The sequence below is a fragment of the Luteolibacter sp. AS25 genome, assembly GCF_046736275.1.
Lineage (GTDB): Bacteria > Verrucomicrobiota > Verrucomicrobiia > Verrucomicrobiales > Akkermansiaceae > Luteolibacter.
Genome location: NZ_CP151837.1, coordinates 2,422,626 through 2,444,862, shown reverse-complemented (window position 1 = coordinate 2,444,862; position 22,237 = coordinate 2,422,626). Strand labels below are relative to the sequence as shown.

The following is a 22,237-nucleotide window of genomic DNA, read 5'->3' as shown; positions in this document are numbered from 1 at the left end:
GATTTTGCTCAGGCGTCTGGGCTAGGCATTTCATCGAGAACGCCGTAACGCACGAGGAAGTTGTCAGCCGCATTGATAGTCATTTCAAAGTAGCGATGGCTGACATTGAAATTGAAGAAGCTGTGTTCGGCTCCAACGAAGTCGATGAGTTTGCAGTTGTTGCTGCGCCACTTCACTTTTCGGCGGAATGAAAGGATCTCGCTATACGGGGTAGAACGGTCGGATTTTCCGTGCATGAAGAGCATTGGCGGGAGTTTCCTGCGGACGAGGTTCGTGGGGCTGTAGGCTTTGGCGGTTTTTGAATCCGGGAAGCGCTCACTGAGGATGCCCTTCGGAGTTGTATTCACCAATGCGCTATAGAGGACTATGGCCTTCGGCTTTGCGGGAGGGGTGTATTGTTTCTCCGATTGCATGGCGAGTTGAAGCGCCATCCATGCGCCGCCTGCCGCACCTACGAGAGCGATTTTCCCTGTATCGATTCCCAGTGCTTCGCTATTGTCGCAAAGCCACTGAAGAGCGGATTTTGCGTCTTCCACGGCATCGATCGGGCTACTTTGATGCTTGGATGAAATTCTGTATTCGAAGGTCACTGCAACGGCGTTGCGGCTGGCGAAATGATGGCAGTGAGGGACAAATTGTGCTGGCATCGAAGCATCCCAGAAGCCGCCGTGAAAGCAGGCTATTGCAGGGAGGTTCTCCCGTGTGCCCGTAGCGGGGTAGAATACGTGCGCCATGAGATCAACTCCATCACGATCCGCGTAGACGTAGCTAGAGGCAGATTTCAGCAGCTCTTTATCACGCGATTCCCCGATGGAAGCGACCTTTTGCAAAATTTGACTCATAATACGATATTGGATTCAGCAGAGGATTCCAAGATGTGCTGGGATTTGTTTGTTGTGATTTTAGGAGCTTTGTCCAATCGTTTCGTTCATGAAACCCTATATTTTGGCAATCGCACTTATTTTTTCAGGATTTTGTCAGGCCCAGAACGAAATAGGCGGAGAGCTGGCGAAAGTTTACGAAATCTGGAGGAATTCGATAGTCGGAAGAGATGCCCGCACCTGGCAGCAGGTGACTGCTCCACATCGTCGGGCAGAGGTGCGCAACCGGATCCTTTCCGAGAAACTGCAGTTTCCATCTGCTATATTTGATCTGCCCGCTCCTCCACCATCGCTGAAGGGCTTGAGACTGCTGCAGGCAAAGGTCAACGGCAGGACTGCGAAGGCATCGTATTTCGGAGAGGTGGATTTTGGAGTGGGAGGTGATCCTTCACAGAATTTACTGGTCCTGTCATTCGTAAGGGGAAGTTCGAGCTGGCTTTATGATCGTGCGGACTTCGTGAATTTGACCGCGTTGAAAGAGGTGAGGGGAGAGTTGGCGAAGGGTGACCTTTCTTATTTGGAAGGAGTTCCGGAAGCACGACCTTCCGGAGTGGTCCCGCCGACCCCGATTTTGGTGAACCCTGCGACGACGATCGCGAAAGTTTATGTCTTCAGCCCCGGTCGGGAAGTTCAGGTGCAGGTCAATAAGGTCAGTCGGCACCGTTTCGCCAATGCAAAGGAGGCGGAGACTGTGATCGGCGGAGCGAGGATCGGGCTGAACGAGATTCAGTATTCAGTGCGTCAAATGGAAGGTGGTACAGGTAAGGAGGCTATGACCATCCGGGTATATCTCATGTCCGAGGTGGACGGACTGAAGCCGATCAAAGCATTCGAATACCAGGTTCTGGAAAATGAGGCTGTGAAGCCGTTCGATACAGGCACATTCGTTCTTGATGCGGAGACCTCTGCAAAGCTTTCGAGAAGGTAACTTCCGTCGATGGGTGTATCATTACCCATATTGTCGGGAAATGAATGGGTCTCACAACGGAATGAAGGATTTTTCGGGAAAAATCCTTGATGAACATGAGTCAGATGTTTGCATGGGGTCTTGCGTAACGGTTCCGGAGCGCGGGAAATTCCATTAAAAACTACCGTTTTCTGTAATCTTTTTCCTCAGGTACAAAGCTATCGCATTTTTGATCGCCCTCTTAGCGTGCGGGGTGCACTGGAGTAGTGCGACTCCTGTCGTAGAGTTCGAAGTTCCTTCGGAGGCACTAACAGAGAACAATGAGGGAGTGGTGAGTTTGGTTTGGAGCTCCAAGCCTTCGGAAAGTGGACAGATTTTCGAGCTGGAGCAGAGTGGCGATAGCGATTTCGGGGATGAAACGGTGAATCGCTACACAGGGCCGGATCTGGGGTCTGTCCTTACAGGTTTCCCGGAAGGGGAATATCATTTTCGGGTGCGTTCGGCTGAGCCTGCGGGTGATTGGTCTGAACCGGTAGCAGTGGAGATCAAGTTCATGGAGCGCTCCCGGGTGTTGTGGCTGATGGCCGTGGGAGTGGTCGTGTTTTTGGCGACCATTGGAACTTTGCTAGCGGGACATTTCCGCAAACACGCTGAATGATGATCGCTGAAATCAATAGTCATATTCTTGATCCTGCGACGGGTTTACTGCTGCTGGTGGTGTTCGGTGGACTCTGGATCGCGCTGGGCGTGTGGTGGGGGAAAAAGGCCAAAAGCTCCGAGGGCTTCATGCTTGCGGGCAGAAATGTGGGGCTGGCGCTAGGAACTGCGACGGCGATGGCGACTTGGATCACTTCCAATACCACCATGATGGCACCGGTTTTTGCGCTGAAACAAGGTGTGTGGGGGATGCTGGCTTATGCTACAGCGAGTTTCGGGCTGTTCCTTTTTGCCCCGATGGCGATGAGGATACACAAGCTGCTGCCGAATGGTTACACGAGTGGTGATTTTTTCCGGCTGAGATTTGGAAATGTGGCGTGGGGAATTTTCCTGGCAATTTCTCTTCTATATTCGATGTCGTGGTTGGTGACGATGGCGATCGCGGGTGGAGAGTTGGTTAACGCGCTTTCCGGTATTGATTACGTCACGGGGCTCACGGTGATTCTTCTGGTGTGTATTGGATACACCTTGTTTGGCGGGTTGTTCGCGGTGATCGGAACGGATTATCTGCAGAGTGTGATCATTTTGATCGGGATCGTGGTGATCGGTGTAGCTGTGCTGACAAAGACGGATATTCCCGAGATGGCTGCTCATTTGAAGACAACCCAGCCGTCGTTGGTTTCAGTGTTCATGCCGGTTGCTCTGCTTGCTGTTTTCAATAACATGTTTTTTGGTTTTGGAGAGGTGTTTCACAATAATGTGTGGTGGTCGCGGGTGTTTGCGATGCGCAAGAGCGTGGCTCCGAAAGCGTTTTTTCTAGCTGGTGTTCTTTGGTTCCCAATTCCAATCGCCGCAGGCTTCATCGCGCTATCCGCGGGTGTACTGGGTATCAATATTGTGAACGAAAACATGACGGGGCCTCTGGTGGCCTCGCAGATCATGGGTGCGGATGGAGGGGGGACGCTGCCGGGAATCATTATTTTCACTGTGCTCTTCTGCTCGCTGGCTTCGAGTATTGATTCACTCTTGGCCGCTACCTCCGATCTGATTACGCGGGATGGATTTGAGAAGATGTTCAAACGGGGAGTTAAGCTGGAGGATGCCGTGATCCGAAAGGCAGGGAAATACGCGATAATCGGGATTGGTCTTCTCGCCTGGTTGCTGGCGTTGCCCCGCTGGCCCATACAGCAGGCGCTTTTCCTCTCTGGTCCGCTGGTGGCGAGTGTGATCTGGCCGGTGATCGCCGGGCTCTATTGGCAGAAGGTAAATCGGGGATTTATCATTGCGGCGATGATTTTGGGTAGCGCGAGCGGCTTATGGGCCTACTTTAGCATCGGTTGGTTCGTGGCGTCGCTGATCAGCGTGGCTGTATCAATGTTGCTGACGGTTGCCGGCCGTTTCGTAGCGCCGCAGACGTTCGATTGGAAAAAACTAAGTTCCGATATATAGCACATGTTCTCCGAAACCTTCATACATATACTCATTCTGGGTTCGATCATATGGACTGCGCTGGGGGCCTTGGTCCTCATCGTGCTCTTATTGATAGATCACCGCAAAAAATCCATCTGGTAGAAAATTATCCGACTTTATGAATTCTGAATTCACACCCAACCCACGCGGTCAATTTCTTGAGCCTCCGGAAGGCTCCGAGGCCACCCGCCCGGAACCCGGCGGCCTGTTTGCTGATTCTCCACTAGATATGGAGTGTCTTGGATCGTTCGAGGGGCAATCGATCCTATCCGCGCGGCAGTTCACATTTGCGCAGGTGACGGAGATCGCGAAGCTCGCTGCTTTCCTTGAGAAAATGGAGGTAACTCCATATCATGTGCTCGACGGTAAAATAGCGGTGACCGCATTTTTCGAGGCATCCACACGGACAAGGACATCCTTCGAAAGTGCGATGCTAAGGCTGGACGGGAAAATTATTTCCATTCCCGACGGCAGCATGACAGGCCAAGCAAAGGGTGAGTCACTGCAGGATATTGGCGAGATGTTCAATGCATACTGTGACGTGGTGATTATGCGTCACACGGATACGGATTCCGTGAAGCGGATCATGGAGAATTTGCGGATTCCGCTCATCAACGCCGGAAATGGTTCGGGTGAGCATCCTACGCAGGCACTTGCGGATTGGTTTGCGCTGCTGAAGTGGAAGCCAAAGTTGGCGGAGCCAAACCCCAAGGCGGCGAATAAGCTGAATCTAGGCATTCTTGGAACTCCCGGATCGATGCGGGCGGTAAAATCATTTTTGCTGATGGCTTTGCTTTTCAAAGACCATATCGGGAAAGTCACAGTGATTTCCGAAATGGCTGACCCTTTCGGTGAGAACGTAATCAACGATCTGACCAAGGCAGGTATCGAGTATGAGGTGAGCAATGATGTACGGGAGCACCTGCCTACCCTGGATGTGATCTACATGAATTCGATCGCTTTTCTCGGAGACTCCTACAAGAACCTCGATTCCCGCTACAAGCTGGATTCCAGTTCCGACCTGAAAAAAGATGCGGTGATCCTGCATCCTCTGGCTCGTCTGGACGAGTTGGACACGTCTTTGGACAAGACCTCCCACAATCTCTATTTCTCACAAGCGCACGGAGCGGTCTACATCCGCCAGGCCATACTGATGGCTGTGCTGGGGCGCCTCGGGAAGCTTCCTGAATTCGACCCAAAATAGTAAAAAAGGACGGAAGCGCTGCGCTGAGTGGCTCTATCGTCCTACAATCAAAACCCGGATTTAACATTTGGCAGCCGCGTGCAGCCGTTCTTTGTTCACGACCCAAGACACTCAATCTCTAACACTCCTTAATTTATGTGCGGTATCGCAGGCTTTTTCTCATCATCTCCCATCTCGGAGGGCACCCCGGAACACATGGGGCGAATGCTCGATCAAATCAAACACCGTGGACCTGATAGCCAGGCAGCACACATTGATACCCGTAAGGGGCTGGCATTTGGACACACCCGGTTGACCATCAACGACTCGGAAGGTGGCTGTCAGCCACTGCACGCGGTGGATGGCCGGTATATTCTCACTGTAAATGGTGAGTTCTACGATTTCAAAAGGCATCGGGCGACTCTGATGGCCGAAGGAGATCGATTTCTGACGAAGTCTGATTCAGAAATCGCGATCGGGCTTTACCGGAAATTCGGTTTGGATTTCACCGAGCACCTACGGGGTGAGTTCGCAGTTGTCCTTTACGATACCAAGGAGGACGAGCTGATACTTCTGCGAGACCGCTTTGGGGTGCGTCCGCTGTTCTACCATGTTTCACCGGATAAAAAGACGATCTTCTACGGGTCCGAGGTGAAGGCTATTATCGCCCACCCGGATGTTCCGGCTGAGCTGGATCACAAGGCGGCGCTTCATCAACTGATGCAAACGATCGCTCCGGGGATGAGTGCGTTCAAGGATGTGGTATCTCTGGATCCGGGCTGTTTCCTGCGCGTTAGGAAACGCGATGGTCGTCTTGATATCACGCAGCACCGCTATTGGGATTTCGAATTTCCTGATGAAGAGGCGCATCACCAACCACACAATGAGCAGGAGCATGTGGAAAAAATCCGTGCGGAGTTGATTGACGCAATCGTGCTGCGCCTGGAAGCGGATGTGCCGGTGGGCTGTTATCTTTCCGGCGGAATAGATTCCTGCTGTATCCTCGGGCTGGCGTCAGGTGCGATGCAGAGCCCGGTGAAGGCCTACACGATCTCCTTCGATGATGATCAGTATGATGAGGCGCCGATCGCCAGACAAATGGCGGAATCGATGAACGCGGATCACGAGTTGATCCACCTGCGGGCGGAAGATCTCTACGGTCAAAACTACATCGATACAGTATGGCATGCGGAGCGGACTTTCTACAATACGCTGGGAGTGGCGAAAAATCTGATGTCCAAGCGTGTCTGGGAATCCGGCTATCGCTGTGTGGTGACGGGTGAAGGTGCGGATGAACTTTTTGCCGGATATCCCGGCTTCAAAAGGGATATGTTCCTGCACGGAATTTCCCATGAACCGGAGAGTGTACGTGCGGAATACCAGGCCGCGCTGGAGAAGACGAACTCGCTATTCAAGGGGGCCATTCTCGCGGAAAACGAGCGTAGCCACCCGGCTTGGAATGATTTGATGGGCTTCACACCATCGTGGGTGCAGCCGTGGATGGATACGCTTGATCTGGCGAGGCCATTGCTTGCCGATGATGTGGCGGATGAATTGAGGGATTACGATCCATTCGAGGAAATCGCCTCACGGGTGGATAAGAAGATGCTCGATGGACGTCATCCGCTGGATAAGGCGCAATACACCTGGAGCAAGTGCCAGCTGGAGGGACAGATCCTCAACTGGGGTGGAGACCGTGTGGATATGGCGAACTCGATGGAGAGCCGTCCTCCGTTTCTGGACCACAAGCTGGCTGCAGCTGCTGTGAATGTGCCGCCAAGCCTGCGGATCAAAGGAAACATAGAGAAATATATCCTACGCGAGGCGGTAAGAGGCGTGTTGCCGGATGTGCTCTACAAGCGTGAGAAATTCGCATTCATGGCGCCTCCAGCGCACACCGATGCTTCGAAACGAGCAAAAGTGGAAGAGCTGATCACCAGCTTCCTCAGTGAGGATGCGGTGAGGGCTGCTGGAATCTGCTCTACGAAAAAGGTCACAGAATTCCTGAACGCGTATCGCGCGGATCGTGACCCGGTCTCACTGGTGAGAAAGGATACGCTGCTGAATCATTTGATCACACTGCATATCCTCCACGATAAGTTTTGTAAGTAAGGAGAGAAATCTCCCTGCTTTGATGGGATGAAACGGCGATTTTGCCGTTTCATCCTACACTGTTTTCAATCCTGCTGCTAAATCAGCTGGAGTAGCGGCTACGGCCACTGCCGCCGCCTGAACTGGCACCGGAGCGGGAACTGCGTCTTGCTCCGCCGCCACCGCTGCGATTTCCACCGCCGCCGCCGCCGCCTTGGCTACGGTTTCCACCGCCGCCTCCGCCCTGTCTGCCGCGGCCGCCACGGTTACCACCTTGTTTTACTTTAGGTGGCTTGAAGCCGGAGCGGTGTTTTTCTTCGAGGGCTGCGCTGTAAAATTCGTATTCCTTGTTACGGGGAATTGCTGTTTTGATGACACGCTCGATGTCGCGGAGGAAATCGATTTCATCTTCCGAGCACATAGAGATGGCAAGGCCAGCTGCACCTGCACGACCGGTGCGGCCGATGCGGTGGACGTAAGCTTCAGGTTCGTTCGGGAGATCGTAGTTGACGACGAGGCCGACGTCTTTGACATCGACACCACGTGCCGCGACGTCGGTGGCGATGAGGACTTTGACATCACCGCGTTTGAATTTCTCGAGAGCTTTTTCGCGCTGGGCCTGGGATTTGTTGCCGTGAATTGCTTCGGATTCGATTCCGGCTTCGGAAAGTGCTTTCGCGATGCGGTTTGCGCCGTGTTTGGTGCGGTTGAAGACGATGGAAAGGTTTCCTTCGGTAGAGGTGCTTTGTTTCTCCAGGAGCTGCTGTAGGAGATACATCTTATTGCCACGGTCCACGAAGCAGAGTTCCTGTTTGATGCGCTCGGCGGTTGTCACTTTCGGGGTGATGCTGACGCGGGCAGGATCCTTGAGAATGTTTTCCGCAAGGGAAACGATGTTCGGAGCGAGCGTTGCGGAGAAGAAGAGTGATTGCCTTTTCTTTGGAAGAAGGGCGACGATTTTTTTCATGTCGCGGAGGAATCCCATATCGAGCATCCGGTCGACTTCATCGAGGACGAAGAATTCCACGCCTGAAAGATCGATGTGCCCTTGATCCATGAGATCGATGAGGCGGCCCGGAGTGGCGACGAGGACATCGACACCGGAGCGCATTGCGTTTACCTGCGGGCGCTGGCCGACACCACCCCAGATGGTGGTGATGCGGAAACGGACTTTTTCACCATAGGTGGAGAAGCTTTTGGCAACCTGGCCGGCGAGCTCGCGGGTAGGTGCCAGAACGAGGCAGCGGCACTGACGCTGGCGGTTGGGCCGTTGGTCCACGTGGAGTGCGTTGAGGATAGGGAGTGCGAAGGATGCTGTTTTCCCGGTTCCGGTCTGTGCGCAGCCGAGGAGGTCCCGGCCTTCAAGAAGGAGGGGGATGGCCTGGGCCTGGACAGGGGAGGGAGTGGTGTATTCGAGTTCGTTGAGAACTTCTTTAATGGGCGCGGCAAGAGCCATCGCTTCAAATGTAGCGGTCATATATTTTCAAATGTGCGGTTCCCTGATTTCAGGAAAGCCGGCGGGCCGATGAGTATGGGGTGAACCTCTTGCAATCTCTCATCGTTGAAGACCGGAAAAAGTGCTGCCAGAAACGGCAGAAATCTGAAGCGCGTAGCACTCCAGAGGCGCCTCAGTAGTCTGATTGTTAGGAATAGCAAGACATTTAGGTTTATTATTCCCGGGCGGGGGCCGAAAGCTCTGGTTAATTCAGGCCCTTATTTGGTGGGTTTTCCAGACAGCTGTTAGGTTACGGAGTTGACACAAAGGGGCAAAACCGGCCTGAGAGCTTGCAAGGTGAGAGTTGGAAGAGAGAATGCTATGCAGCAGGTATGGAAACTATTCGAATAGAAGGCGTAAGGAAGATTTTCGGGGGAAGTGTAACAGCTTTGGACGGGATCGATCTTGAGATCGGGGCGGGAGAGTTATTCTTCCTGCTGGGAGGGTCCGGATGTGGAAAAACGACTTTGCTTCGCTGTATTGCGGGGTTGGAGACGCCGACCGAGGGCAAGATTTTCTTCGGTGAGACAGATGTGACTTCGCTGGCTCCACATAAGCGCGAGGCGGCGATGGTTTTCCAGAGTTACGCGCTATGGCCGCATTTGACTGTGGGGCAGAATATCGCTTTTGGATTGGAGGAGCGGAAGGTTCCGAAGAAGGAGATCAAGGAAAGGGTAGAGGAGGCACTGGCAATGGTGAAGCTGGAGGGATACGGGGATCGCTCGATTGACCAGATGTCCGGAGGGCAGCAGCAACGGGTGAGTCTGGCGAGGGCTCTGGTGGTGAAGCCGAGATGTTTGCTTCTGGATGAGCCGCTTTCGAATCTGGACGCGCAGCTGCGGGTGGAAATGCGGAGAGAGATCCGGCGGATTGTGAAAGAGAATGATCTGACCGGAATTTATGTGACGCACGATCAGGAGGAGGCGCTGGCGATGGCTGACCGGATGGCGGTTCTTTCCGGAGGGAAGATTTCCCAGGTTGGGACTCCGGAGGAAGTTTACCGCGCACCGACGAGTCCGTATGTGGCTGGATTCATTGGGGAAACAAATCTTATCGAGGGAGAGGTGATGGAAATGCACGAGGACTTCTGTTTCGTGCGTGTGAACGGATCCGCGATTGTGGGGCGGGTGACCAATCCCGAGTGGAAAGCCCGGACGGGAGATATGGCGGTGGTATCCGTGCGTCCAGAGGTATGGAGATTGCACAAGGAGGGTGGAGAGAATGAAATTTCCGGAAAGATCGTGGAGCGAAGTTATCTGGGGCAGCGGATCGAGTATTTCATAGATACTGGAATAGGCAGGCAGCAGGTGGTGGAGATGAATCCGCATATTATTCACGATATTGGGGTGGAAGTTACGATTCACGCCGAGCACCGCGATGTGGTGGTCTTCCCTAAATAATTTTCCTCCGGTGATATGAAAGCTAGAATTATAGGGATTGTGCTCCTGCTGGGAGCAATCGTGGGGCTGCCGCTGGCGCTGAAAAAGGAGAGCAATACGGCATCGCCGGATTCCGCGGATGATCGCCTGGTGATCCTTTCTCCGCACAATGAGTCGATCAGGAAAGAGTTTGGCGAAGCGTTCGCAAAATATTGGCGGGAGAAAACGGGGCGCACGATTTATGTGGACTGGCGGACGCCCGGTGGGACCTCGGAAATCCGGATGGTGATCGATTCCGGATTCAAGGCTGCCGAGGAAACCGGTCGTGAAGGGATAGGGGTTGATTTGTTTTTTGGTGGTGGGCAGCCGGATTTCTCGGGGCAGGCGAAGGCGGGGCGTCTGGTGCCGCTTGATGTGTTCAAGGATATGCCGCTGCTGTTCGGAGAATCAGGCGCGGTGCCGGAGATTTTCACTGGAGAGAGCTATTTCGATGAGGACAGGTTGTGGGTGGTGACATGCGTTTCCCAGTTCGGCATTTGCTACAATCCGGATTTCGTGGAGCGGCTGGGGATGAGTGCGCCGGAGAAATGGTTGGATCTGGGTGAGCCGGGGTTCATCGGTTCATTGGCACTTGCAGATCCTACAAAGAGTGGCTCGGTCGCGCGGACTTTCGAGCTTCTGGTGCAGGGCCAGATGCAAAAACGAATCGCGGAAGGCGGTAGTGAGAATGCTGCCGCAGAGGGTTGGGCGGATGGATTGCGGTTGATCCAGCGGATGTCTGCGAATGCGAGGTATTTTACGGATAGTGCTTCGAAAATTCCGCAGGATGTGGGGCAGGGGAATGCTGCCGCGGGGATGTGTATCGATTTCTACGGAAGGAGTTATGCGAATGAGCTGACGACCCGTGACGGGAAGCCGCGTGTGGTATGGATAGCACCCGTGGGTGGCACAACTCTGAGCGGGGATCCGATTGCGGTATTGAAAGGTGCGCCGCACATGGAGGTGGCGCAGGAATTTGTAAAATTTTGTCTGAGCAAGGAGGCTCAGGGTCTTTGGTTTCTGAAGCCGGGTGTGGAAGGTGGGCCGCTTGAACGCTCTCTATACCGGGCTCCGGTGCGGCGCGACCTGTATGTGGCGGAGATGCTTTCCAAAGCGACGATGCCGGAGATGAGACCGTTTACCGATCCGGGAAATTTCACCTACGATCCTGCGCTCACTGGAAAAGCCTTCAATACTTTGCGCAAGCTGGTGAAGGTGATGTGTATCGACTCCCACCACGAGCTCCAGGAGGCGTGGCAGGCGATGATTGATGCGGGTATGCCAGCGGAAGCTATTGCTGTATTCGAGGATGTCTCCAAGGTCGGCTATGAAATCGTAGGCCAAGGGGATCCCGGTTTAAATAGCCGGGACTCGATGGTCCAGGCGGAGAGGATGAAGGAGTTGGGAGAGTGGTTCCGGGCAAATTACCGGGAAGCAAAACGTATCGCCGAGGAATCCGGCAATGTAGCAATCAAAGGAGGAGATCAATGAATCGTAAGCTGGCAATTATTATTTCGCTAATCGTACTGGGGTTGATGGCTGTATTTTTTATCTATCCAGCGGGGATGGTGGTGAAACAAGCTTTTCAAGCTACTGATGCGGACGGGAATACGGTGTGGACGCTGAATTTCATATCTTCTGTATTCTCGGATCCGATTTATCGGGAAGGTCTTTGGAATGCCTTGATGATGGGGCTGGTGAGCACCGCGTTGACGTTGCTTCTGGCGTTTCCTCTGGCGCTGGTGGCGCACCGTTATGACTTCATAGGAAAGAAGTTTTTGGGGATCTTGGTCCTGGCACCTATGATCCTACCTCCATTCGTGGGGGCTGTGGGGATCAAGCAGATGCTGGGTGTGAACGGGGCCTTCAACGCGTTTTTGATTGATGTGGGAATGATGGATAAGGCGTTGCCCTTCGATTGGCTGGCAGAGGGAAGGTTTCTGGGAATCGTGGTGATGAATGCGCTGCATCTGTATCCCATTCTCTACATGAACATCGCCGCGGCCTTGGCGAACCTGGATCCCGCTATGGAGCAGGCGGCTGAGAATCTTGGGTGTCCCCCGTGGAAAAGGTTTTTCAAAATCACTCTGCCCTTGGCGATGCCGGGTGTGTTCGCGGGTAGTTCGCTGGTGTTTATCTGGTCGTTCACCGAGCTGGGAGTGCCGCTGGTCTTTGATTACGCGAGGATTGCTCCGGTTCAGATTTTCGATGGGTTGAAGGGTTTGGATAGTAATCCCGTGCCCTATGCTCTCACAGCTATTCTACTAGTGGTGGCTGCGACTGTCTTCGGTCTGGCGAAGCTGGTGATGGGGCGGGCACCACTTGGAACAGCTCCGCGGCCGAAAGGGCGTAGTGATGGAAAGACACTGAGGGGAGCGAAGGGGCTGATGTGTGCCGCGTTTTTCCTTTGCACGTTCTTGATAGCTTCTATTCCGCACATCGGGGTGGTGCTGCTTTCTCTGGCAGAGCGGTGGTATGGAACTGTAATCCCTGATGAGCTGAAAATGCGTCATTATCTGGAAGCTCTCGGGAATGGACTGGTAGTGCCATCAATTCAAAACAGTCTGATGTATGCGGGAACCGCGACGATTCTGGCGGTTATCATCGGACTTTGCGTGGCATGGGTGGTTGTGCGGTCTGATCTGAAGTTCCGTGGAGCTCTGGATGCTCTCGTGATGCTGCCGTTGGCTGTGCCAGGTTTGGTGATGGCTTTCGGCTACCTCGCGCTTTCCCAGGAAGGGAAGCCTTTCGCGTTTCTAGTAGGAGCGGGTGGAAGCCCCTTTTTCCTACTGGTGATAGCATATTGTATTCGTCGCCTGCCTTATGTGGTTCGTGCGGCAGTTGCGGGTCTTCAGCAAAGTAACCCGGTATTGGAAGAGGCAGCTCGATCGCTTGGGGCATCTCCTCTGAGTATGATGAGAAAGGTTTCAATTCCTTTGATCGGGGCCAATCTTGCAGCGGGAGCTATCCTCGGATTTGCCTTCGCGATGCTGGAAGTGAGCGATAGCCTGATTCTGGCGCAACAGGCGCAGCATTATCCGATTACAAAGGCGATCTACACTTTGCTTAGCACTCTTGGAAATGGCACTGAACTGGCTGCAGCGCTTGGCGTGTGGGCTATGGTGTTCCTTTCAGTCGCAATCATGGGAGCTGCGGTTCTTGGCGGAAAACGTGGCGGTCTGTTCAAAGTCTGATCCGATAAATAAAAAAGCAGCTCTCGCGATTAGCTCCACGGAAAACCCAAAACCATGGAACGGACCGCAAGAGCCGCAGTGTCTTTCGACAGGACATAATAATCGGCAGCGATCGTATTTCTTTCAGCGATAGGAAAATATTTTCCCGAATGTTCCCTGCCATGGTCAGGGGGCATTCTGCCTTCTGGAACTCCTAGGGCAAAAAAAAGCAACTCTCGCGATTAACTTCACGGAAAACCCAAAACCATGAAATGGACCGCAAGAGCTGCAGTGTCTTTCGACAAGGTATAATAACCGGTTTTGGAGGGATTTCTTACAAAAAGTAGAAATTATTTCCAGGTGGGTTTCCGAAGTGGAATCGGGTGATGGCCTGATAATGAGCCAAGGGCAAAAAAAGAGCGGCCCGAACGAATCACCTCAAGGAAAACCCATAACCTTAAGGCGCTTCGCACGGACCGCCGTGTCTTGCGACAGAGTAATATAAGCACATTCTGTGCACTGTCTTTCAGAAATCTGATCTTTTCCTGATCTTTTTTCTGCAGGCCTTTAGAGGCCAAGGGATGCGTAGATCTGACGCGTGGCGTGCGATTTGTTAAGAGTGTAGAAATGGATGCCGGAAACACCGTTATCGAGGAGTTCGGCGGATTGCTGGGCTGCGTAATGAATGCCTGCGCGTTCGACTGCTGTTTTATCGTCCTTCTCCGCGGCGCGGTTTAGGATTTTGAGAAGTTTGGCAGGATAACGTGCGCCAGCCGCGAGCTCGGCCATGCGTTTCATGGAGCTGAGGGATGTCACGGGCATGATCCCCGCGATGATAGGAGTGGTAATTCCGACGATTTCGAGACGTTCGCGGAAATCAAAGAAGTCATGATTGTCGAAAAACAGCTGAGTGCAGATGTAGTCGGCCCCCGCCTCCACCTTTTCCTGAAGGTGAATGAGCTCATCCACCCGGTTCGGGGTAGCGGGGTGGCCTTCGGGGAATCCTGCGACACCAATACCGAATCCGCGCGGGTCAGGATGCCTGCCTGATTCGTTGAAGGCCTTGATGTGTTTCACCAGGTCGGTGGCGAATTTGAAATCTCCTTGGGACCAATCGTAGTTCGGGTCGTTTTTCGGTGGATCACCGCGAAGGGCGAGGATGTTCGATACACCGGCTACCGCGTACCGGGTGAGGATCGCATCAATATCTTCCTTGGTGTGGCCTACACAGGTGAGGTGAGGGACGGGGGGGATGCTGGTAGTTTCCTTGATGCGGACGACGAGATCATGGGTAAGCTCGCGAGTGGAGCCTCCTGCGCCATAGGTGACGGAGACGAAGGAGGGTGAGAGTGTTTCCAAATCCCGGATGGTTTCGTAAAGTTCTTCCCATGCTGAATCCGCCTTCGGTGGATAGAACTCGAAGGAAAGTGATGGTTTCTCGGATTTTAGGATGTCGCTGATGTGCATGGGTGAGATTTCTATGAGAAAGATTTTAGAAGATGACTGCTTTTGGAACTTTTATTAGAAGCCGGTGTTCTTAGCGTAAGAGCGCAGTCACCGTCGCTGAATTGAAAACGTATTTCTTATGAAAACAATCCTTGTTTATACACTTTGCTCCGGAGTTCTTGTTTCCAGTGCTATGGCGGAGGGCGAACCGCGGCCGGATGATGAAAGGTCGGACCGCCGGGAGCCACGGCGCGAGAGGGGGGACCGCCATAAACCAGAGCATCGGGAGTTGATTTTCAAGAAGATGGATGCGGACGGAGACGGCCAGATCAGCAAGGATGAATTTTTTGCCGTGGAGATGACCGAGCGGGTTCCTGAGGAAAAGCGCGATGAGTTGTATGCACGCCTGGATAGGAACAAGGACGGTATGATCTCGATGAGAGAGATCGAGGCAATGGGTAAGGAGCAGGATGAGAAGAGGAGGAGGGAATTCCGGGAGCTGGATACGGATAAGAACAGAGGCCTGAGCTTTGAGGAATTCAGCAAGGGAAGATTTTTCTCCAAATTACCTGAAGAGAAGCGCCGTGAGATTTTCAATCGTATGGATACGGATAAGAGTGGTGAGATCACGCCAGAGGATCATCCCGGTCCTCGCCCTCCAAGGGGTAGGGAACCGCGCGGCGAGCGTGGTGGTGAGCCTGATCCGGAATGATTTGGACGATAAAAAAAAGCCTCTCCCGAATAGGAGAGGCTTTTTACTGGAGAACTTATCGAGGGGCGGCCTGTTTGGGCTGCCCCTGTTTTTGTTTAGTGGTCTGCCTGCGTGGCCTCTGCTGCGAGGGTCGTGGCAAGCACATCCTTACGGAGGTTTCCACCTTTTCTGGAAGAGAACCAGCGGACGATCGGGGCGGCTACGAAGATGGAGGAGTATGTTCCCACCACAAGGCCGACCATGATGGTCATTGAGAAATCACGCAGAGATGCCCCACCGAAGATCGCGAGGATCAGGACGGTGAGAATCGTTGTGGAGGATGTGAGGATTGTGCGTGATAGCGTTGCGTTGATCGCCTCGTTCATCACATCGCCCACATCTCCAGTGCGGACGAGGAGAGTTTCACGAATGCGGTCGAAAACAATGATGGTATCATTGATCGAGTATCCGGCGATGGTGAGGATAGCTGCAACGTGGATTTGTGAGAGCTGCTCACCGAGAAGGACTACTAGGCCGATGGCGATAAACATATCGTGGAGTAGTGCGACAATGGCACCTACGGCGAATGATAGCTCAAAGCGAAGGACGATGTAGGCGAAGATTCCGATGATGCCCACGCCGAGTGCGACGAGCGCTTCCTGGAGAAAGCTACCACCGATGGTAGCGGAAACCTCTTCCTTGGAAGCGTCCAGAAGGTAGTCACCGCCTTCGTCAGTCTTGCCCAGGAGTGGGAAGTCCGCGCGGAGTGTATCAACAACAAGTTCACTGTCCTTTGTATCACAGCGGACGGTCAAAAGGGTCCCACTGTTGGCGATTGTCTGCTCTTGCGGAATAGCTTCACGGGTGAGCTGTGATTTGATGCCTTCCAGTGAGTCCTGAACTTCATCCAATGGAAGATCCTCATCACCGAGTTGGAAAGTGATGAGCGTGCCGCCAGTGAAGTCGATCCCGAGTGCTGCCTTCTGCTTCACCGCGAAGGTGGTGATGGCAATGATGAGAAGGATTGTGGAGATGACGCCGGCCATCTTCGCTTTTCCGAGGAAATCAAAGCTGACGGATTTGATCAGATTGAGGAAGGAAAGCTTGCGGAGAAGTCCGGTATCGATGCCCCAGCGGAAAAGAACGCGGGTGCCGAGGATGGCGGAAAACATCGAGGCGATCAGACCGATGGTAAGTGTGATTGCAAAGCCTTTCACGCTACTGCTGGCCATGGCGATGAGGATCACACAGGCGATGAGCGTGGTGATGTTGGCATCGATGATGGAGGAGAATGCCTTCTCGTAGGCAGCGGCTATCGCGTTTTTGAGGGATTTACCGTTGTCGATTTCCTCACGTAGACGTTCGTAAATGAGGACGTTTGCGTCGACAGCCATACCGATCGTGAGGATGAGGCCGGCGATACCCGGTAGGGAGAATGTGAAGCCGAACATGGCCATAACGCCGAAGAGGACGATGGCATTGATGGCGAGTGCTATGAGCGCTACGATACCGGCGGTGCGGTAGTAGATGAAAATGAAGATGGCTGTAAGAATGAGGCCCGCCACTGCTGAGGAGATGCCTTGTCTCACGAAAGCTGCTCCGAGTGTGGGAGAAACCGTGCGCTCTTGCTCGACGACCAGTGGGTTTTCAAGCGGGTTCATTAGCGCATTGGAAAGTTCCTTCGGTTCGCCGGGCTCTGTGAGGCCGGTGACATTGAAGTTCTTACCAAGTGGCACGGATTGAACGGTTGGTGCGCTGAGAACCTTGCCGTCGAGGACGATGGCGATGCGATCGAGACCCGGGCGCATGTTCTGTGTGAGAGCGATCATCTTGTCTCCACCGTTGCCATTGAGCGTGATGTCTACCGAGCTGGAGTTGGAAGGTGAAGGATTGGCGCGCGCCACGTCCGAACCACCGAGGGCGGAACGTCTGTTAAGGAGGATGGCATCGGTGCGCTCGTTGCCTTCGCTATCTTCCTGGGTGAGTTCATAGGCACGGTAGCCGGGAACGATCTCATCACCATCAAGGACGCGTTGTGCGAGTGAGCGGCCGTCCGGGCCGATTTCCTCGTTCCGGGTGGAAACTTCCTTGAGTTCCAGTTTTGCAACAGTTTCGAGAGTTAGGCGGATTTGTTCCGATTCGCCGGGTTCGACACCTGGCATTTGAACGATGATGCCGTCTTCACCTTGGCGGGCGATGAGTGGCTCTGCTGTGCCGCGTGCGTTGAGGCGGCCTTCGATGACGCGCATCGCTTCATCCACCTGATCCGGTGTAACAGGGAGGAGTTCTCCCTGGTCGTTTTCCTTCTCCTGAATGCGAAGAGAGAAGGCGGAGCCGCCGACGATATCAATACCACCTTTCAGCCGCTCATTGATAGGTATGATCGCAGCCGCACAGAGGGCCACGATACCGAGAATGAGAACGGTGCCGATGTTGCGTTTCCTGCGCTCAATTTCCGTGGCGAAATACCAGAAGAAGAGGACGAGAAGTGAAAGTCCTGTTAGAAACAGGAACAAGGGGTCGTTGAAGATTTCGGTCATTGGCTTTCGGTGAAAATTGATCGCGTGAAACTGGGGCTTACGCCTCTTTCACGTCCTTTTTTACAACAGTTGTGATTGCTGCTTTGTCGAACTCGAGGTTTGTAGCATCAGCTACCTTGAGCACTACAGTTTTTTCCTTGATGCTGTGGACGATCCCGTGGATGCCTGCGGTGGTGACCACCTTGTCGCCTTTTTCCATGGCTGCCATGCGCGCTGCCTGTTCCTTTTTCTGCCTTTGCTGAGGGCGGATGAGCAGGAAGTAGAACATAACGATGAGTAACCCCATCATGACCAGTGGGCTTCCGAGAATGCCTCCTGGGCCGCTTGTTCCACCTGGTGCTGCTTGTGCGAGAGTATTGAAGAGTGAGATCATGGTTGTGTTTGGTTGGCTGTGTATCGTTGGATGAAAGATTTTTTGAACTCCGCGTAGGTGCCATTAATGATGGCTTCCCGTGCGTTGCGCGTGAGGGACAGGTAGAAATGCAGATTGTGGAAGGAAAGCAACCGTAAAGAGAGCATTTCACCCGCGCGGAAGAGGTGGCGGATGTATGAGCGGGAGAATCTGGAAACGTGCGGATGGCTTGATTCACAGAGAGGATTCTGATCATGGGCGTGTATCAGATTTTTGATCTGGATTGGCCCGTCCAGGGTGAAGGCCGTGCCGTGGCGGGCGATGCGGGTGGGCATGACGCAATCGAACATATCCACACCGCGTTCGATCATTTCCAAAATCTGCGGCGGGGTGCCGAGACCCATGGCATAGCGGGGCTTATCTTTCGGGAGAAACGGGACCGCATTGTCTATGGCGCGGAACATCTCCTCCTCCGGCTCTCCGACTGAAACGCCGCCGACGGCGTAGCCATCGAAATCGAGCTCGACGAGTTCACGGGCGGATTGTTCGCGAAGATCCGCATACACGGAGCCCTGGACAATTCCGAAGTGGTTGCGCCCGGTTGCCGAAAGGTCTTGTGAAACGATATGTTCCTTGCAGCGTTTGGCCCAGCGGGTGGTGAGCGCAAGGGATTTTGCAGCATATTCCTCGTCGCACGGGTATGGCGGGCACTCGTCGAAAAGCATGGCAATGTCGGAGCCGAGTGCGGCCTGGATATCCATGGAAAGTTCCGGGGTCAGCATCATTTTGTTTCCGTCCAGGTGGGATCGGAATTGGACACCTTCCTCGGTGATTTTTCTCATTTTCGCGAGGGACCAGACCTGGAATCCGCCGGAATCCGTGAGGATCGGCTTTTGCCAGGTGGTGAAATCGTGGAGGCCGCCGTGATTGGCAATGAGCTCGTGGCCAGGGCGGAGCCAGAGGTGGTAGGTGTTCCCGAGGATGATCTGTGCACCAAGTTCCTCAAGTTCCGCAGGATGTAGTGTTTTGACTGATCCCTGGGTGCCGACCGGCATGAAAATGGGCGTCTGCACTTCTCCGTGGGGAAGTGTGAGTGTGCCAGCGCGTGCGGTGCCGTCAGTGGCTTCTAGTTTGAAGGGCATGGGAAAAAAGGATGTGAGGCGGGGAGAAATCGATCAGTGGAAGGCCTGGATTTCCCCCGGTGAATGAGGCGCGGAAGGGAGGCTCTGAAACACCACGAACCATACAGTCATGGTGACCGTATGGTTCGTGGCAAAGTTCCGGAGCCTCATGAGTGGCCGTTAAAGGTCGAAGAAGCGTTTCGCCTTCTCGAAGAAGCCTTGGCTTACAGGAGAATTTTTCTCTCCGATTGATTCCGAGAAGTCGGTGAGTTTTTCCTCCTGGTCCTTATTGAGCTTCGTAGGAACCTCCACCTGCACGGTGACGTTGAGGTCACCCTTTAGTCCCCCCTGGAGGGAAGGCATTCCTTTTTCGCGGACGCGGAAAGTGGTGCCTCCCTGAGTTCCTTTCGGGATTTTGATCGAGGATTGGCCATCGAGTGTTGGAACCTTCAGTTCGCCGCCCAGTGCAGCCGTGGCGAAGGGGAGCGGGACATCACAGAAGAGTGTGGTGCCTTCGCGCTCAAATACATCGTGTTCCTCCACGTGGAGGAACGCGTAGAGATCGCCGGAAGTTCCGCCACGGACTCCTGCGTCACCATTTCCGGTGGAACGGAGGCGGACTCCTGTTTCCACACCGGCAGGGATGCGGAGTTTGATACGCGTATTGCGTTCGAGACGTCCATCTCCATGACAGTCGGAACACGGGTCTGAAATGATCTGTCCCGAGCCGCGGCATTCCGGGCAGGTGGATTGCTGGATGAAGATACCGGCTTGTCTGCCGACCACACCGCGGCCGCCGCAGGTGGAGCAGGTTTTTACGCCGCCGGATCCTTTGGAACCGGTGGAATTGCATTTCCCGCAGGGGACGTTGCGCTCGATCTCAAGCTCTTTCTCCACGCCTTTGGCAGCTTCCTCGAGGGTTATTTCAAGATCGTAACGGAGATCCGATCCACGTTGTTGACCGGATTTTTTCCGTCCGCCGCCACCGCCGCCGAAGAATTCCTCGAAGCCGCCGCCGAATGCGCCGCCGAAGACCTGGGAGAAGATGTCCGCAGGATCGTGGAAGCCGCCACCGCCGCCGCGTCCCATGCCGCCGGAGAAGGCGTCGTGGCCATAGCGATCATAAGCTGCGCGCTTGTCCGGATCCGAGAGGGCTTCGTAGGCTTGGCCTAGTTCCTTGAATTTGTCTTCAGCTGTAGGATCGCCCGGGTTTTTATCCGGGTGAAACTTTACCGCGAGTTTGCGGTAGGCTTTTTTGATTTCGGTGGCGTCTGCTGATTTGGAGACACCGAGGATTTCGTAGTAGTCGCGGGGCACTTCGTAAGTAAATTTTTAGTGTTAATAAACTCCGGTAGGGAGGTTTATGCGGATTCTTCGGTGGCTTCCGGTTCCGGGCTTGCTGAAACGATCACTGATGCCGGGCGGAGCAGGCGGTCGCGGATTTTAAAGCCACGGCGGGTTACTCGGGTGATTTCGCCGTCCGGTTGATCGGATGGCTCTTGGGAAACTGCGTCGTGAAGGTTCGGATCGAACTGGCCGGTGGTCGAGATTTCGGTGACGCCCTGGCTTTCGAGGAAGTCGTTGAGTTGTTTGCGAACCATATCCATGCCGATGTAGATCATGGATGTGGTGTCCTGGGAGGCTGCCTGCATGCCCATCTCGAAGTTATCGATGACGGGGAGGAGTTCTTCGAGCAGGCGCTGGTTTGCGTAGCGGATGGCTTCTTCGCGTTCGCGTGCGGTGCGTTTGCGGAGGTTGTCCATTTCCGCAGCGGTGCGGAGGGATGCGTCCTTCCATTTTGCGGCTTCTGCCTCGAGTTGTTCCCAAGGATCGAGTTCCGGTGTTTCCTCGGCGGGTGCTTCCGCTTCTGTGGTTCCGGAAGTCTCCGCAGTGGTTTCGATTTCCTCTGCGTTTTCAGGGGTTTCGCTGTGCGGTTTGGTTTCGTCTTGCTGCATGAAGCGTATGTGTATGCAGGAAATGGCTTTGGTCAACCCTGTTGCCATATATAAGGGGCCCTGAAAATGGTGCGTGCGTTCGCTGGATTCGTTCTTCAGGTTTCCCACATGAATTTTAGCAATGTCTGTAGTTTTGCAATGTTTGGTGCTGCTGTGCTGGCTTCCACTGGTGTTTTGAGTGCCAAGCCTCTGGATGTGGCAATGGAGACGCGTGAGAAGGTCTCAAAAGGAGTCGGGCATCTGAGAGGGCAGGAGTTCCTGACATCACTGAAGACAAACGGTTATGAGGTCTCGGACTTTACGACAGCGGAATTGCTCGAAGGTTTTCGCCTGGCCCTTGAGGAGAAAGATGCGGGTGTGAGCCAGGAAGATTTTCAGGTGGCCATGAATCTCATGCAGGCAAAGCTTCAGGAACGTGAACTGGGGCTGGCTAAGAAAAATCGTGCGAGCAGTGCGGAGTGGCTCTCTGAAAACGGGAAGAAGGAAGGAGTGGAGACAACAGAGTCCGGGCTTCAATATGAAGTTGTGAAGAAAGGTGAAGGTGAGGTTTTTTCGAAACTGAGTGAAGAAGAACAAGAAAAGGTGGAAGCGTTTCTAATCCGCTATCAGAGCGCCAATAAGGATGGCGTGGTCTTTGAGCGATCGCCGGAAGATCAATTGGTCGCAGTAAAAGACAAATTGTTGCCTGGCTTGGCGGAAGCTGTGCGGGCCATGCCTGCGGGTTCTGTTTGGAAGCTGTATCTCCATCCTGATCTTGGCTATGGCAACAGGCGCGTAGGCGCGGCGATGGAGCCGGGAAGTGTGGTGGTCCTGGAGGTGTTTCTTGCCGAGACATCCAAGGCGAAAAAATAGGCTTT

At 53.8% G+C, this 22,237-nt stretch carries 18 protein-coding genes; 10 read left to right on the top strand and 8 right to left on the bottom strand.

Going from position 1 to position 22,237, the window contains the following annotated elements; translation table 11 throughout:
- Positions 1-8: 8 nt before the first annotated feature.
- A complete protein-coding gene (locus AAGA79_RS11335) occupies positions 9-842 on the bottom strand; it encodes an alpha/beta hydrolase (protein ID WP_411825918.1) in 834 nt (277 codons plus the stop codon).
- Between the two features lie 88 nt (positions 843-930).
- Here AAGA79_RS11335 and AAGA79_RS11330 point away from each other — a divergent pair, with 88 nt between their 5' ends.
- The 5 genes from AAGA79_RS11330 (at position 931) to asnB (ending at position 7,210) form a co-directional block, all read left to right on the top strand.
- Positions 931-1,809, top strand: coding sequence for a hypothetical protein (locus AAGA79_RS11330; protein WP_411825917.1), 879 nt, complete (start codon positions 931-933; stop codon positions 1,807-1,809).
- Between the two features lie 208 nt (positions 1,810-2,017).
- Positions 2,018-2,446: a hypothetical protein gene (locus AAGA79_RS11325; RefSeq protein ID WP_411825916.1), complete on the top strand. Its 429-nt coding sequence runs from the start codon at positions 2,018-2,020 to the stop codon at positions 2,444-2,446.
- Positions 2,443-3,894, top strand: a complete 1,452-nt coding sequence (locus tag AAGA79_RS11320) for a sodium:solute symporter family transporter (RefSeq protein WP_411825915.1) — start codon at positions 2,443-2,445, stop codon at positions 3,892-3,894. Before AAGA79_RS11325 ends, AAGA79_RS11320 begins: the two co-directional genes overlap by 4 nt.
- Positions 3,895-4,033: 139 nt before the next feature.
- Positions 4,034-5,119, top strand: coding sequence for an aspartate carbamoyltransferase (locus AAGA79_RS11315; RefSeq protein WP_411825914.1), 1,086 nt, complete (start codon positions 4,034-4,036; stop codon positions 5,117-5,119).
- A 135-nt stretch (positions 5,120-5,254) separates the two neighbouring features.
- Complete coding sequence (gene asnB / locus AAGA79_RS11310) at positions 5,255-7,210, top strand: asparagine synthase (glutamine-hydrolyzing) (RefSeq protein WP_411825913.1); 1,956 nt, start codon at positions 5,255-5,257, stop codon at positions 7,208-7,210.
- An 82-nt stretch (positions 7,211-7,292) separates the two neighbouring features.
- On the opposite strand, the gene AAGA79_RS11305 is transcribed toward asnB, so the two are convergent.
- Positions 7,293-8,666, bottom strand: a complete 1,374-nt coding sequence (locus tag AAGA79_RS11305) for a DEAD/DEAH box helicase (protein ID WP_411825912.1) — start codon at positions 8,664-8,666, stop codon at positions 7,293-7,295.
- A 350-nt stretch (positions 8,667-9,016) separates the two neighbouring features.
- Here AAGA79_RS11305 and AAGA79_RS11300 point away from each other — a divergent pair, with 350 nt between their 5' ends.
- The 3 genes from AAGA79_RS11300 to AAGA79_RS11290 are packed head-to-tail and all read left to right on the top strand — an operon-like array spanning position 9,017 to position 13,296.
- Complete coding sequence (locus AAGA79_RS11300; RefSeq protein WP_411825911.1) at positions 9,017-10,084, top strand: ABC transporter ATP-binding protein; 1,068 nt, start codon at positions 9,017-9,019, stop codon at positions 10,082-10,084.
- A 15-nt stretch (positions 10,085-10,099) separates the two neighbouring features.
- Positions 10,100-11,593, top strand: a complete 1,494-nt coding sequence (locus AAGA79_RS11295; RefSeq protein ID WP_411825910.1) for an ABC transporter substrate-binding protein — start codon at positions 10,100-10,102, stop codon at positions 11,591-11,593.
- Entirely contained in the window at positions 11,590-13,296 is a 1,707-nt protein-coding gene (locus AAGA79_RS11290; RefSeq protein ID WP_411825909.1) for an ABC transporter permease, read from the top strand. Before AAGA79_RS11295 ends, AAGA79_RS11290 begins: the two co-directional genes overlap by 4 nt.
- A 546-nt stretch (positions 13,297-13,842) precedes the next feature.
- Here the strand turns inward: AAGA79_RS11290 and metF are convergent.
- Positions 13,843-14,742 carry a methylenetetrahydrofolate reductase [NAD(P)H] gene (gene metF, locus AAGA79_RS11285; RefSeq protein WP_411825908.1) on the bottom strand — a complete coding sequence of 300 codons (900 nt, stop codon included), beginning with the start codon at positions 14,740-14,742 and terminating at the stop codon, positions 13,843-13,845.
- A 118-nt stretch (positions 14,743-14,860) separates the two neighbouring features.
- Here metF and AAGA79_RS11280 point away from each other — a divergent pair, with 118 nt between their 5' ends.
- On the top strand, positions 14,861-15,433 hold the full coding sequence (locus tag AAGA79_RS11280) for an EF-hand domain-containing protein (protein ID WP_411825907.1): 573 nt from the start codon (positions 14,861-14,863) through the stop codon (positions 15,431-15,433).
- A 95-nt stretch (positions 15,434-15,528) separates the two neighbouring features.
- Here the strand turns inward: AAGA79_RS11280 and secD are convergent, their stop codons facing one another.
- The 5 genes from secD to grpE all read right to left on the bottom strand — a co-directional run bounded on the left by secD (position 15,529) and on the right by grpE (position 21,428).
- Positions 15,529-17,952 (bottom strand): protein translocase subunit SecD, encoded by a 2,424-nt coding sequence (gene secD, locus AAGA79_RS11275; RefSeq protein WP_411825906.1) that lies wholly within the window; start codon positions 17,950-17,952, stop codon positions 15,529-15,531.
- Positions 17,953-17,989: 37 nt separating this feature from the next.
- Positions 17,990-18,325, bottom strand: a complete 336-nt coding sequence (yajC, locus tag AAGA79_RS11270) for a preprotein translocase subunit YajC (protein WP_411825905.1) — start codon at positions 18,323-18,325, stop codon at positions 17,990-17,992.
- Positions 18,322-19,446, bottom strand: a complete 1,125-nt coding sequence (tgt, locus tag AAGA79_RS11265; RefSeq protein WP_411825904.1) for a tRNA guanosine(34) transglycosylase Tgt — start codon at positions 19,444-19,446, stop codon at positions 18,322-18,324. The genes yajC and tgt overlap by 4 nt, the downstream gene beginning before the upstream one ends.
- 159 nt (positions 19,447-19,605) lie before the next feature.
- Positions 19,606-20,742, bottom strand: a complete 1,137-nt coding sequence (gene dnaJ, locus AAGA79_RS11260) for a molecular chaperone DnaJ (protein ID WP_411825903.1) — start codon at positions 20,740-20,742, stop codon at positions 19,606-19,608.
- A gap of 44 nt (positions 20,743-20,786) precedes the next feature.
- A complete protein-coding gene (gene grpE / locus AAGA79_RS11255; protein ID WP_411825902.1) occupies positions 20,787-21,428 on the bottom strand; it encodes a nucleotide exchange factor GrpE in 642 nt (213 codons plus the stop codon).
- 60 nt (positions 21,429-21,488) lie between these two features.
- On the opposite strand from grpE, the gene AAGA79_RS11250 reads away from it, so the two are divergent.
- Positions 21,489-22,232: an FKBP-type peptidyl-prolyl cis-trans isomerase N-terminal domain-containing protein gene (locus tag AAGA79_RS11250; protein WP_411825901.1), complete on the top strand. Its 744-nt coding sequence runs from the start codon at positions 21,489-21,491 to the stop codon at positions 22,230-22,232.
- The last annotated feature ends 5 nt before the right edge of the window (positions 22,233-22,237 follow it).